Source organism: Roseivirga sp. AWQ4_251, assembly GCF_056158225.1.
In genome coordinates this window covers 1,047,241-1,061,059 of record NZ_JBSWSW010000002.1, presented here as the reverse complement: position 1 = coordinate 1,061,059, position 13,819 = coordinate 1,047,241, and the positions used below count along the sequence as shown (strand labels likewise).

The 13,819-nt window shown below is 40.6% G+C and carries 13 protein-coding genes; 12 read left to right on the top strand and 1 reads right to left on the bottom strand.

Annotation, left to right across the window (positions count from 1 at the left end; genetic code table 11):
- The first annotated feature begins 344 nt into the window (after positions 1-344).
- The 8 genes from ACXACJ_RS18790 to rodA all read left to right on the top strand — a co-directional run bounded on the left by ACXACJ_RS18790 (position 345) and on the right by rodA (position 8,913).
- Positions 345-1,142, top strand: coding sequence for a geranylgeranylglycerol-phosphate geranylgeranyltransferase (locus ACXACJ_RS18790; protein ID WP_475135959.1), 798 nt, complete (start codon positions 345-347; stop codon positions 1,140-1,142).
- A complete protein-coding gene (purN, locus tag ACXACJ_RS18785; protein WP_475135958.1) occupies positions 1,139-1,717 on the top strand; it encodes a phosphoribosylglycinamide formyltransferase in 579 nt (192 codons plus the stop codon). Before ACXACJ_RS18790 ends, purN begins: the two co-directional genes overlap by 4 nt.
- A gap of 38 nt (positions 1,718-1,755) precedes the next feature.
- Positions 1,756-3,285 carry a bifunctional phosphoribosylaminoimidazolecarboxamide formyltransferase/IMP cyclohydrolase gene (purH, locus tag ACXACJ_RS18780; protein WP_475135957.1) on the top strand — a complete coding sequence of 510 codons (1,530 nt, stop codon included), beginning with the start codon at positions 1,756-1,758 and terminating at the stop codon, positions 3,283-3,285.
- Between the two features lie 77 nt (positions 3,286-3,362).
- On the top strand, positions 3,363-4,391 hold the full coding sequence (locus tag ACXACJ_RS18775) for a rod shape-determining protein (RefSeq protein ID WP_475135956.1): 1,029 nt from the start codon (positions 3,363-3,365) through the stop codon (positions 4,389-4,391).
- A 7-nt stretch (positions 4,392-4,398) separates the two neighbouring features.
- Positions 4,399-5,250: a rod shape-determining protein MreC gene (mreC, locus tag ACXACJ_RS18770; RefSeq protein WP_475135955.1), complete on the top strand. Its 852-nt coding sequence runs from the start codon at positions 4,399-4,401 to the stop codon at positions 5,248-5,250.
- Positions 5,247-5,762, top strand: coding sequence for a Rod shape-determining protein MreD (locus tag ACXACJ_RS18765; RefSeq protein ID WP_475135954.1), 516 nt, complete (start codon positions 5,247-5,249; stop codon positions 5,760-5,762). Before mreC ends, ACXACJ_RS18765 begins: the two co-directional genes overlap by 4 nt.
- Positions 5,762-7,642, top strand: a complete 1,881-nt coding sequence (locus ACXACJ_RS18760; protein ID WP_475135953.1) for a penicillin-binding transpeptidase domain-containing protein — start codon at positions 5,762-5,764, stop codon at positions 7,640-7,642. Before ACXACJ_RS18765 ends, ACXACJ_RS18760 begins: the two co-directional genes overlap by 1 nt.
- Entirely contained in the window at positions 7,639-8,913 is a 1,275-nt protein-coding gene (gene rodA, locus ACXACJ_RS18755; RefSeq protein ID WP_475135952.1) for a rod shape-determining protein RodA, read from the top strand. Before ACXACJ_RS18760 ends, rodA begins: the two co-directional genes overlap by 4 nt.
- Positions 8,914-8,920: 7 nt before the next feature.
- Here rodA and ACXACJ_RS18750 read toward each other — a convergent pair whose 3' ends face one another.
- Positions 8,921-9,943: a hypothetical protein gene (locus ACXACJ_RS18750; RefSeq protein ID WP_475135951.1), complete on the bottom strand. Its 1,023-nt coding sequence runs from the start codon at positions 9,941-9,943 to the stop codon at positions 8,921-8,923.
- Positions 9,944-9,976: 33 nt separating this feature from the next.
- On the opposite strand from ACXACJ_RS18750, the gene ACXACJ_RS18745 reads away from it, so the two are divergent.
- From ACXACJ_RS18745 to recO, 4 genes are read left to right on the top strand one after another with little or no spacing between them, the layout of a single operon-like run.
- A complete protein-coding gene (locus ACXACJ_RS18745; protein WP_475135950.1) occupies positions 9,977-10,300 on the top strand; it encodes a 2Fe-2S iron-sulfur cluster-binding protein in 324 nt (107 codons plus the stop codon).
- A 1-nt stretch (position 10,301) separates the two neighbouring features.
- Positions 10,302-10,904, top strand: coding sequence for a thymidine kinase (locus tag ACXACJ_RS18740; RefSeq protein WP_475135949.1), 603 nt, complete (start codon positions 10,302-10,304; stop codon positions 10,902-10,904).
- A complete protein-coding gene (gene porZ / locus ACXACJ_RS18735) occupies positions 10,901-13,129 on the top strand; it encodes a type IX secretion system anionic LPS delivery protein PorZ (protein ID WP_475135948.1) in 2,229 nt (742 codons plus the stop codon). Before ACXACJ_RS18740 ends, porZ begins: the two co-directional genes overlap by 4 nt.
- Positions 13,129-13,818: a DNA repair protein RecO gene (gene recO / locus ACXACJ_RS18730; protein ID WP_475135947.1), complete on the top strand. Its 690-nt coding sequence runs from the start codon at positions 13,129-13,131 to the stop codon at positions 13,816-13,818. Before porZ ends, recO begins: the two co-directional genes overlap by 1 nt.
- Position 13,819 lies beyond the last annotated feature (1 nt).

The following is a 13,819-nucleotide window of genomic DNA, read 5'->3' as shown; positions in this document are numbered from 1 at the left end:
TGGCGAAATATTTATCCTTGAGGTATCAATCGATATACCAATAAAATCTGTCAGCATTAAGTGGTAGAAAAACGTATGCCAACATCAAAAAATACGGTACAAATCGTAATTTGGTAAAATAAAATATTGTTTGCTAATAAATTTTAATAAAGCCAAAAGCCGTATTGGGAGTGGTTTTCCAAAATTGGGAATTGGAGCCGTTTTCTTCCAATCACGATAATTCATGAAGAATTCACGTAGGATGAGCTAACCAACCTATCTTTGTGCCGTATTTGCTATTGATGATTAGACTTGCCCTGAACAAGCCCTTGTTTTTGCTGAACTACCTGAAAATGATTCGGGGAATGAACTTGCTTATCGTAGGTTTAACCCAATATTTTACGGCTCTTTTTCTATTGAGAAAAGAGAACAGCTTTCTTCAAATTGTTTCAGATAAAGGTTTGTTTTTAGTGGTTTCATCAACCATTCTGATTTCTGCTGCAGGCTACTTAATTAATGATTATTACGATATAAAGATTGACTACATCAACCGGCCCGATCGGGTGCAAGTAGGCAAGACTTTAAAGCGCAGATGGGTCATAATTTTCCATACCATTCTCAACATTATAGCCGTGGCCATTGGCTTTTTAGTAGATCCCATCATTGGCGTTATCAACTTTGGCGCTACGTTTCTACTTTGGTTATACTCTAATCAGCTAAAGCGAATGCCATTCGTGGGCAATCTTAGCATTGCTTTATTGACTGGAGCAACTCTGTTTGTAGTAGGCCAATATTTCAGAGAAAGAGAATATCTGATTTTATGCTATGCAGTGTTTGCTGCATTCATTACGCTGATCAGAGAAATCATTAAAGATATGGAAGACCTGAAAGGCGATTCGCGTTTCGGTTGCAAAACCCTGCCTATTGTTTTGGGAGTGGCCAAAACCAAATGGGTGATTTATGGTATTGCAATGATATATTTAGTTACCGTATTTCTATTAATGCAGTCCGTTAACATCATTCTTCCCATTGGGCTTTCAGTTATTATGATTTTCCTCATCTTTGCCATTTACAAAGCCGACAAGGTTAAGGATTTTAATCGGCTAAGCACCTTTTGTAAATTAATCATGCTGATGGGCGTTGTCAGCATGGCGTTGATATGAGTAAGAAAAGAATTGCAGTTTTTGCATCAGGTAGCGGCTCGAATGCCGAAAAAATATTCAATCATTTTCAAGATCACGAGGCGGCAGAAGTCGTTCTGTTAGCTTGCAATAAACCCAATGCTTTGGTTTTGGAGCGTGCAGAAAAATATGCCATTCCTACTTTCGTGTTTTCTAGAACCGATTTTTACGAATCGCAGAAGGTTGTGGAAAAGCTAATAAATGAAAAGGTTGACCTTGTGGTGTTAGCCGGTTTTATGTGGCTTATTCCAGAAAGTTTTGTGGATGCATTTCCTGAAAAAATCACCAACATTCATCCTTCACTTCTCCCCAAATTTGGGGGTAAAGGAATGTATGGTATGCATGTCCATAAAGCGGTGAAACAAGCTCAAGAAACTGAATCAGGAATCACGATTCATTGGGTAAATCAGCACTATGACGAGGGCCAAATAATTGCCCAGTTTGCTTGTCAAATTGAGGTTGAAGATTCGCCCGAGGAAATTGCCAGAAAGGTTCAAATCTTAGAACACGAAAATTATCCTAAAGTGATTGAGAATCTAGTTCTTAATCAGCACTAAAATGTCTAGTTTTGCGACTTAATTAAAATTCAACCTAAATGTCTCAGGTTCAAATAAAATCCGCATTAATTTCTGTTTTTCATAAAGATAACCTTGCCCCAATTGTTAAAAAATTAGGCGAATTAGGTGTCGAAATCTATTCAACTGGAGGAACACAAAGTTTTATTGAAGAACAAGGAGTTGGTGTAATTGCTGTAGAAGACTTAACAAGTTATCCTTCAATTTTTGGAGGAAGAGTAAAAACCCTTCACCCTAAAGTTTTTGGTGGAATTCTTCACAGAAGAGACAATGAAGGAGATTTAGATCAAGCCAAAGAATTTGAAATTCCATCAATCGACTTGGTAATTGTGGATTTATATCCTTTTGAAGCAACCGTAGCTTCTGGTGCTTCGGAGCAAGATATTATAGAGAAAATTGATATTGGAGGTATTTCTTTGATCAGAGCTGCGGCCAAGAATTTCAAAGATGTGCTGATTGTTTCTTCTCGCGAACAGTATCCTGCACTTCAAGAATTGCTAGACACCAAAGCAGGTGCTACGGACTTAGCTGATAGAAAGAAATTCGCGGCTCAGGCTTTCGACATTTCTTCGCATTACAACTCAGCAATTTTCAACTACTTTAATCAAGACCAAGCAGTTGAGAGTTTCAAGGTAAGCGAAAGAAGCGGTCAAACTTTGCGTTACGGAGAAAACCCACATCAAAAAGGTGAATTCTTTGGTCCTTTGAACGAGCTTTTCGAGCAATTGAATGGGAAAGAACTTTCTTACAATAATTTGGTAGACATTGACGCTGCGGTTTCTCTTATCGAAGAGTTTAGCGAAGACGAAAATGCGTTTGCCATTTTAAAACATACCAATGCTTGTGGCGTAGCTACAGGCGATTCTGTAAAAGAAGCTTACTTAAAAGCTTTCGAAGCAGATACGATCAGTGCCTTTGGTGGCGTTTTGGTTTGCAATCAAACCATCGACTTAGCTGCTGCTGAAGAACTACATTCTCTTTTCTTTGAAGTTTTAATTGCACCAGCTTTTGATGCAGATGCTCTTGAACTTTTGAAAGGAAAGAAAAACCGAATTTTGTTGGTGAAGAAGCAGAACTTGAGCACAACCAAGCAGTATAAAAGCTTGTTGAATGGTGTGATTGTTCAAGATAGAGACTTGGTAACCGACCAAGCTTCTGGCTTTAAGCAAGTAACCAAAAAAGCAACTACTGAAAGCGAGAATAGAGCTTTGGTTTTTGCCAGCAAAATTTGCAAACACACCAAATCAAATACCATCATTTTGGCTAAAGAAGGTCAAATGCTTTCTAGCGGAGTGGGTCAAACCTCGCGTGTAGATGCGCTGAAACAAGCCATCGAAAAAGCAAAAGCTTTTGGTTTTGATTTGAATGGAGCTGTGATGGCTTCAGACGCTTTCTTCCCATTCCCAGATTGTGTGGAGATTGCGAGCCAAGAAGGAATTGCCGCGGTAATTCAACCAGGAGGTTCAATTAAAGACGAACTTTCTATCAATTTCTGTGATGAAAATGGCATGGCTATGGTCTTCACAGGAACGAGACATTTTAAGCATTAAAAGATTTTTCAACACGAATGGAAATTGCGGCTAATTCGTAACTTTCATTCTCATAAAATATAGGAGACAGACTGGACATGGGGTTTTTCGACTTTCTGACAAGTGACATTGCCATAGATTTGGGTACCGCCAATACCCTGATTATTCATAAGGATAAAATTGTGGTAGACGAACCATCCATCATTGCCATTGATAGAAATACCAACAAGGTATTGGCTATTGGTAAGGATGCGATGAATATGCACGAGAAAACTCACGAAAATATTAAGACCATCCGACCATTGAAGGATGGAGTAATTGCAGACTTTGAAGCGGCTGAACTGATGATTAAAGGGATGATCAAAATGATCGACCTAAACAGAAGAAGCTTTATGCCTTCATCGCATCGCATGGTAATTTGTATTCCTTCAGGAATTACCGAAGTGGAAAAACGTGCGGTTAGAGACTCTGCAGAACACGCTAACGCCAAAGAGGTTTACATGATTTACGAACCAATTGCTGCGGCCATTGGTACGGGAATTAAGATTGACGAACCTATGGGGTCAATGATTGTGGATATCGGAGGAGGAACTACCGAAATTGCGGTAATTGCCCTTTCTGGTATTGTTTGCGATCAGTCGATTCGAGTAGCAGGAGATACCTTCACCAAGGATATTTTGGATTACATGAGAAGGCAGCATAACCTTTTGATTGGAGAAAGATCTGCCGAAAAGGTGAAAATTGCCATTGGTTCTGCCTTAACAGAATTGGATGACGCGCCAGAAGATTACGAAATCAGAGGTCGTGATTTGATGACGGGTATTCCTAAGGTGATCAAGATTTCTTATTCTGAAATTGCCTTCGCACTTGATAAGTCGGTTTCTAAAATTGAAGAAGCTGTGCTTAAAGCCCTTGAAATTTCGCCACCAGAACTTTCAGCCGATATTTACGATCGTGGTATTCACCTTACTGGTGGAGGTGCCTTGCTTAAAGGTTTGGACAAGCGTTTGGCTTTGAAAACCAAGCTTCCGATCCATATTGCTGACGATCCATTGAGAGCGGTAGTAAGAGGAACTGGCGAAGCCCTTAAAAATATTGACTCGTACAGAGCGGTGCTAATGACTTAATTAATGAATGGGTCAGCTATTAGCCTTTCTTTATAAATATAGAGCGTTTTTCACATTTCTGACTCTGGAGCTGCTATGTGTGTGGCTCATCGTATCTCATAACAACTATCAACGGGCTGCCTATTTTAGGGTGGCCTCTGGTTTTGTAGGCTCTGTGAATGAAACCACGGATAACATTTCCGATTTCTTCACTTTGGGCGCTGTAAACAGAGAGTTGGCAGAAGAAAATGCAAGGCTCAAGCAGTTGTTGCTTCAGCAGCCTGAAATTCCTTTAGATACATTGGAGGTTTATGAAATTGAACCTGATACTACCGATTCGGTTCAGTATAAGCTTACTATGGCCGAAATCGTTGATAATTCCATTCGCCAAACCAATAACTTCTTTACTATTGATAAGGGCTTAAAAGATGGCATTAAGCAAGGCCAAGGGGTAATTAATCAGAAGGGGGTTGTGGGTAAAATTATTTCGGTATCGAAGAATTTTTCGGTGGGAATTTCAGTGTTGAATGCCAAGAATCAAGTTTCTGCTGAACACAAAAACTCCGGCCGATTTGGTACCATTCAATGGGATGGTGACAGCCGTAATCCGCACGAAGCCAAACTGCTGTACGTTACGCGCGATGTAAACGTGGCCGTAGGCGATACCATTGTGACTTCAGGCTTCAATGCTATTTATCCAAAAGGTTTAATGGTGGGTACTGTCGCTAAAGTTGAACCCGATGCCAATCAAAGAGACTTGGACATTTCAGTAACGCTAAGTGCCAATTTTGGCATGCTTTCTTACGTTTATGTCATCGAGAATATTTATCGCCAAGAAATAGATTCATTACAGCAGGCAAACCCGCTTGATCAACAATGAGTAGGAATACGATCATATTGGCCTTCACCTTTTTGGTGTTTATCGCTATTCAAGTGCTAATTCTTCAGCATTTTGTAGTGTTTGGTATGGGCTTTTGCTTTTTGTATGTGCTCTTTTTGCTCATGCTACCGCAAGAAATTGGCTTCATATCAGCCATGTTGCTTGGCCTTTTGAGTGGCTTTTTGGTCGACATATTTTACCACACGCTGGGCATTCATTCCGCAGCTTCTGTTTTCATTATGTTTATTCGCCCTTATTGGATGAGCATGAACAAGCCCCGAAGTGGTTATGAAGTGGGCGATTTGCCAACTGTTGGCAATTATGGTTTAGGTTGGTTTTTGACTTATGCGCTGCCTTTGGTTTTTATTCATGCTTTAACCGTGTTTATGATTGAAGGTGCCGCAGCAGGATTAATTGGTCTTTCCTTGGCGAAAACAGCCATTTCAACAGCTTTTACACTGGTTTTTATGCTTGCTATTCAGTATCTTTTTTATGCTAAAGAGAAAAGGTAATGTGGGACAATAGAAGGTATGTAATTCAAGGCATTTTCATCTTTATAGGCTTGGTATTTCTGGTCAAGCTTTTTGCTATTCAAGTAATTGATGAAGATTACGCTACCAAGGCCGATCGAAATGTGATTCAAAAAATCATCAATTATCCTTTTCGTGGGCTTATTTACGATCGTAAGAAAAACTTAATGGTGTACAACGAACCCATTTACGATTTGATGGTGGTTCCGAGAGAAGTTTCTATTTCCGACACCCTTCAGTTTTGTGAGCTTTTGGGGATCGAAAGGTCCGTTTTTGAAGCCAACATGCAGGCTAGCAAAAAGTATTCGTGGGTAAAGCCTTCAGCATTTCTTAAAAAAGTTTCGCAAGAAGAATATGCCAAAATTCAAGATGAGCTTTACAAATACAATGGATTCTATGTAAACCCGCGTACCGTAAGAAGCTACACGGAACCTATTATGGCCAATGGCTTCGGCTATACCGGTGAAATTAGCAAAAACCAGCTAGACCGCGATACTTCTGGTTACTACCGGTCTGGGGATAACCTTGGATTGACAGGCTTGGAACGTTATTATGAGAAGGAACTGAGAGGAAAGCGAGGGGTAAGCTACAAAAAGGTAAATGTTCGTGGAATTGAAAAAGGATCGTTTAAAGATGGCGCTCTTGATACCGCATCCGTGCCTGGCAGAAACCTAATCACCACCATCGATATGGACTTGCAGATGTATGCCGAAAAACTTCTGGAAGGAAAAACGGGCAGTGTTGTGGCCATTGAACCATCAACAGGTGAAATTTTAGTATTTGCTTCTTCACCTGCTTATGATCCTAACGATCTTTCAGGAAGAAACTTCGCGAAGAATTATGCTCAAATTGCTTCTGACAGCTCAAAATTGCTTTTCAACAGAGCACATATGGCGCGTTATCCGGCAGGTTCGGTTTTCAAAACGGTTCAGGCGCTTATTGGCTTAGATGAGGGTGTAATTCAACCTAACGAAGAAATCTATTGTGATCTTTCAAACTTAGGAGACCATGCTCCCGCGGGCTATTACGATGTAGCCAAAGGAATTGAGCTTTCTTCCAACAACTACTTCTATGAAGTGATGAGAAGAGTGATTAACCAGAACCAAAATTCAAATCCTTACAAAGACACACACTTGGGGATGGAAAACTGGACAAATGCAGTAAGACGTTTCGGTTTTGGTGGCCTCGTGGGAATTGATATTCCAGGAGAAGACCCGGGTTTAGTGCCTACAGCTTCTTATTATGATAAACTTTACGGAGAAAGAGGTTGGCTATACAGAACCATCTATTCGCTTTCAATTGGGCAGGGCGAGCTTACAGTTACTCCGCTTCAAGTAGCGAATTTGGCTGCCATTATTGCCAATCGAGGTTACTATATCAAACCTCATTTGGTAAAAGCTTTGGAGAAAGATGGAGTTACTGAAAATATTGAATTTGAGAAGAACTACACGGGTAAGGGGTCTGATTACTATCCTGCTATTATTGAGGGAATGATTCGAGCGGCAAATCATGCTTACAGAGCGCCTATTAAGGGAATTCCTATTGCTGGAAAAACAGGAACGGCCGAAAATGGCCTTAAAGATGAAAACATGGACCATTCGGTTTTCATGGCTTTTGCTCCTGTTGATGATCCAAAAATTGCAATTTCAGTATATGTTGAAAATGCAGGGTGGGGAAGTAGAGCGGCCGCCAGTACAGCCAGTTTGGTAATGGAAATGTACCTTAAAGGCTATATTGAAAAGGATTGGCGTAACCGCGAAGAGTTTGTTCTGAAGGGAGATTTCTTGGATGAAGAGCAAAAGAGGAAGTTGGAAAAAATTAAGCAAGAAAAGCAGAGAAAGCTCAATTCAGAAATAAATTGAACAGATCACAATCAATATTTAAAAATCTAGACTGGTCCGTAGTATTACTTTACACCATTTTGGTGATCATGGGCTGGTTCAATATTTTCGCTTCGGTTTACGATCCTGAAACTGCCTCCAACATTTTTGATCTGGACTTAAACTCGGGAAAACAGCTATTGTGGATTTTCACTTCGGTGGTTCTGATCTTTATCGTGCTGCTTCTGGATTTTAGAATCTACGAATCCTTTGCCCCCTTTTTCTATGCCTTTTTTGTATTGCTTCTTATGTTGGTTCTGGTTTTCGGGGCCAAAATTAATGGAGCACGAGCTTGGTTTGAATTGGGGGGAGGTTTTAGGCTTCAACCTGCCGAGTTTACAAAGTTGGCTACAGCCTTGTTCTTAGCCAAATATGTATCGGATAACAACGTAAAACTCACAGTTTTTAAGCACCAACTAGTCAGCTTTATTATCGTCTTTTTGCCAGTTGGTTTTATCATGCTTCAACCTGACTTAGGTTCAGCATTGGTTTATTTCTCATTTCTGTTTCCTCTTTTTAGAGAAGGGATGCCTCCTATTTATTTGATTGTGGGAGGAGCTTGCGCAGCTGTAGGTGTTATGACCATCCTTTTGCCATTCACTACGGTGGCTATTGTAATCGGAGTGGTAGGCTTGTTATGGATTTTGGCTACTTCAAAATCGGGGAAGAACATCGTAATTACTTTGATTCTAGTGGTCGTCAGCATGGGCTTTTCCTATGGCTTTGGTTACGCCTTTTACAACTTGGCGCCAAAATATCAGCGCGATCGTATTCTGGTTATTTTCGATTCGAATGCTGTCGACCCTTTGGGAGCGGGCTATAATCTGAACCAGTCAAAAATTGCCATTGGTTCCGGAGGTTTTTCTGGAAAGGGCTTTTTAGAAGGAACCCAAACCAAGTATGGTTATGTGCCTGAACAAAGCACAGACTTCATCTTCAGTACCTTGGCCGAAGAACATGGATGGTTAGGCTGTTTTGTGTTGATTTTGCTGTTTTTAGTTTTACTAATGCGGATTGTGGCCATTGCCGAAAGGCAAAAGTTTCAATTTGCTAGAATATATGGCTATTGCATTGCCTGTATTTTCTTTTTCCATTTCACCATCAACATTGCCATGACTATCGGGCTTTTTCCTGTGGTAGGTATTCCACTGCCATTTTTTAGCTATGGAGGTTCATCGCTGTGGTCTTTTACGGTAATGCTCTTTATTCTGCTTAAAATCGATATGCACCGTACTCAGGTGTTGGTGAGGTAGTTGGTTTTTAATTAAATCTTCTTTCCAAAACTTGCATAAAAGCTTCCATTTCTTCGCTTTCCATGTCCCAGTTTTGATTGTAGCGCTTGGCCGTAGTCATAGCTTCTTGCATAGTATTTGAAGAATCTATAGCTGTAAGGGCTTCGCTCATCAATTCCTTCTTGCCTCCAAAAAGCGCATTCGTGAACATAATCCGCTCATTAAGAGTCAGGCTCTTTTCAATGGATTGATTCACACTTTTCTGAAGCTTTTCGGCCAATGTCAAACCGCTGGATTTACCGTTGAATCTATCGTTTATGGTTTCTTTTGAGCTTTCTTCAGAAGTAACTTTAGGTTGAGGCTCTGGTTTTGGCGTTTCAGTCACAGGTTCTGGTGCAGAAACAGAAGCGGGAGCAGGTGTTGGTTTGCTCTTCACCACTACCTCATCGGCCACAACTTCGAACAATTGGGTTAAATGCGAGAAAGCATTCAATTCTTTCAGAAACAAACCTGGGTCGGCACTTTCAAACTTATACACCAAAGCGTCCATTTTTGCCCTGATTTCTTCAGAAGAATCTCCATTTTCCATACGTTCGCTTAGGGTTTTAAGCGCTTCTTTATGGGTTTTGAAATATCTTAACTCAGCTTTTAAAAAGTTGACTTTATCGAACAACGGTAAGCTGTCGATAATATAATCGCGGGCGTCAAAGGTAAGCCTAACGGTATCGGCCAAAGCTTCTACCAAAAGCGGTTCTAAGTGAGGCCTTTCCACACTAATAAAGTTCGAAAGCGTGTTCATAAAGCTTTTTAAAGCCTTTTGAACCTCGGGTTCATCATAATTAAAATATGGACTTTTAAGATTGACAATTTCTTTTTGCCACTGTGCAAACAGCCCTTTAATAAGAAATGAGTTCACCTGTTTGGAATCCGTAAGGTTCATTAAAGCCTCTCCAGTCATCCGATTCTGAGATGAATAGAAGCGATCGCAGATTTCTGAGGCCACTTCTGTTGAAAAACCGGAGATAGATTCATGCTTTAATTTGTAGCTCATAGCTTATTTCTTTTGATTTGTAAATTAGAAATTATGGCGAAGATCGTTATTGAAAACCTGAATAATAAAGAGGTCACCAACATTGATAACTCAAAAACGGTACTGGATATTATTCACGAAAACGGCATTGACTGGATGCACGCTTGCGGAAAAAAGGGCCGCTGTACTACTTGCAAAATTATTGTGGTTGAAGGTAAAGAACAACTTTCGCCCGTGAATGAATGCGAACAAAAATTCTATGATTTAGGTAAACTTAAACCGGGAGAACGTTTAGCTTGCCAAACTGTGCCTTGTGGCGATGTAGTGGTGAGGGTGGCCGAGACCAATAAGTTTCCGCATATGGCTTATTCTGATTGATATGTTTTTAGAACCCCAGGGAAATATTGCAGGAGAACACGCTTCAGGCTCCATTGAAGTGATCTGTGGATGCATGTTTTCGGGTAAAACCGAAGAACTGATCCGCAGAATGAGAAGGGCGACCATTGCTAAACAGAAGGTAGAAATATTCAAACCGGCTATTGATGTGCGTTATGACGAAGAAAACGTGGTTTCGCACAACAGAACGGCCATTCGGTCAACGCCAGTGCAGTTTGCTTCGGATATTATTTTGTTAGCAGGCGAATGCGATGTGGTTGGCGTTGATGAAGCCCAGTTTTTTGACGATCAAATCGTAGATGTTTGTCGCACTTTAGCAAATAATGGTAAGCGTGTAATTGTGGCTGGCCTCGATATGGACGCTAAAGGAAATCCCTTCGGCCCAATGCCTTATTTGCTGGCCATTGCCGAATTTGTTACTAAGCTTCATGCCATTTGCTCGGTAAGTGGAAGTTTGGCTTCTTTTTCATACAAGCTTTCCGATTCGGAAAAAACTGTGGAATTGGGCGAAACTGACATTTATGAAGCCCGAAACAGAAAGTATTTCTATCAAGGTTTAGAAGAAAAGAAGAATCGAAAGAAGTGATTAAGCGACTGTCTGCCTTGCTTATTGTGATTTGCACAGGACTTTTGCCCTTAAAAGCATTAGCCCAAGGCAGCATTCCCGTTTTCACTTGGCGTTCGCACATCAGTTATAATAACGTAATCGATCTCGCTAAGGCCGATGAACTCATTTACGCAGCTTCCCCGAATGGTCTGTTTTTTCTCGATTTAACAGAAGGTTCAGTAAATCGACTTACAAAAAATAATGGTTTGTCCGATGTTAGCATTGGCGCCATTGGTTATTCTGAAGCTGATAAAATATTGGCCGTAGGTTATGCAAACGGCAACATCGATTTGCTTTCTGAAAATGGAATCACAAACATTAAAACCGTTTTAGAAGCTTCTTCTACTCAGAATAAAACTTTCAGAAGTATCACTTTTCAGGCCGGAAAGGCCTATTTCAATGGAGGTTTGGGAACGGTAGTTCTTGATCTGGCCTTGGGTGAAGTCATAGAGTTGTATCAAAATATTGGACCGAATGGAGATGCGCTTGCTGTTTCAGAAATTCTATTTGCGCAGGACAGCCTTTATGCCGCTACGGAAGATGGAATTCTTTCCACAAGTATGCTTGGGGGAAATCGTCAGGATTTTAACAACTGGAAAAGAGCATTTACCGGGATTGACTTTGAAAATATTGAAGCGGTAAATGGAACGCTTTATGCCAGTGCCGGAGCTGATATTTTTATCAATCAGAATAACGAATGGACTTTTCTTACTTCTGCTTCACAGGAAATCCGGGATTTATCGCAGCAAAATAACAACCTCTTATTACTCACTTCGGAAGGTGTTTTTCAATTGGAAGAAGAAGAATTGTCTTCCCTTCATCAGTTCGAAAATCAGGCAGTTCTTCGAAATAAAATTCTTCTTACCAATGAAGCTATTTGGATAGGCGATGGCATGCAAGGGCTTTTAAAAATCAGTGGTTCTTCTGAACAATCTTATAAACCTTCTGGCCCATTCAGTGACGAAAATTGGCTGTTGAATAAGCAGAACGATGCAGTCGTTAAGATTGCAGGAGGCTACTCCGAATCAATAAGCCCACTTAACCTAAATGCTGCGGTTTCTTTTTTCATTCCTTCAGAAGGGTGGTCTTCATTCGAGCTGAAATCGAATGGAACCGCTATCATGGATTTCACTGACGCTGAATTTACAGGTGAAAATGAAAATCCAAGCTTATTGCTTTCCTCTTTTCAAAACGGATTGTATCAATTTTCTGACGGAAGTTTCTCGTCTGTTCCCATTCAAAATTTGACGGGAAACCTTAAGCTCACGGGAATGGCTTTGGAAAACCAGTCGCTTTGGCTTACCAATTATGGCGCTACCAATTCGCTTTATCAGTGGAATATAGCAGATAACATTTGGCAGAATTATACATTGGGGAATTCGCGCGCAAAATATGCGTTGGATGTGTTTGTGGCTCCTAACGCAGATAAATGGCTAGCTGTAGACCCAAATCAAGGTGGAGGGATTGTAGTTTTCAACGAGACTTCGGATAGCGAACGTTACTTAAATACCAACGGAGGTCAAGGTGGATTGCCGGGCAATTACATCACTTCCATGGTTACGGATCAGAACTTATTTATATGGGTTGGTACGAATGAAGGCATTGCTTTTTTCCCAAATCCCGATGCCATTTTAAAGGGCCAATCGATTACGGCAAGCATCCCGATTTACGAAAACAGACTTTTGCTTCGCGAAGAATATATAACCAGCATTGCCATTGATGCTGCCAATAGAAAATGGTTTGGAACGAATAACAACGGTGTTTGGCTTTTCAGCGAAACGGGCGAGGAACTTGTGCATCATTTTACGGTGCAAAATAGTCCGCTGCCTTCCAATAAAATCACCAGTTTGCTGGTGGACAATAAGACTGGCGAAGTTTTCATGGGTACAGATCAAGGTTTGGTTTCCTTCAGAAGCGATGCTACAGAAGGTTCTTTCGCACATCAAAATGTGGAAATTTACCCGAATCCTGTTACCAAGGATTTCAACAATGCTGTGGTTATTCAAGGTTTGGCAAACAATGCCAAGCTGAAGATTACCGATGTTTCTGGCAAATTGGTTCGCGAAGCTCAAGCATTTGGAAGCACCGCCACTTGGAATGGCCGCGACTACAATGGCCAAAGGGTGAGCACCGGTATTTATTTGGTGTTTAGTTCTAATGCGGACGGAACCCAGACCTTTGTTGGCAAAATCGCTGTAATCTAATGTTGCATAGCACGCGCGGCATCGTTTTCAACTATGTGAAGTACAGAGAAACTTCCATTATTGTGAGAATTTTTACCGAGCAATTCGGTATGCAAAGTTATATTGTTAACGGAACTCGTAGCCCAAAGGCTCGGGGTAAAATGGCGCTTTATCAGCCTTTGAGTTTGCTAGATTTGGTGGTGTACCACAAACCCGGAAAGGATATTCAACGCATTTCAGAAGCTAAATTTCACTTTGCCTTTTCTTCCATTCCTTTCGAACCCATAAAAACTGGGGTCAGCATTTTTCTTACAGAAATATTGAGTAAGATTTTAAGAGAGGAATCTGAAAATCACGATTTGTTCAACTATGTATTTCAGGCCATCATGATTTTCGATCATATGGAGAAGTCGGTGAGTAATTTCCACTTACAGTTTTTGATGAAATGCAGCGCGCATTTAGGTTTTCAACCCGAATCAGCTGAGGCTTTTATAGCCGAATTGGCGGAATACGGACTTCATTTTAGAACATTAGAAGCAGAAAGAAGCTTAATTTCAGACTTAATGAACCTACCTTTGGGGAGCGAAATTCAGCTGGGAAGCCAATTGAGAAGAGATATACTTTCTCATATCATTAAGTTTTATCAAATACACGTGGCTGGCTTGAATGAAATAAAATCGCTTGAGGTGTTGAAGGAAGTAATGAGTTGAA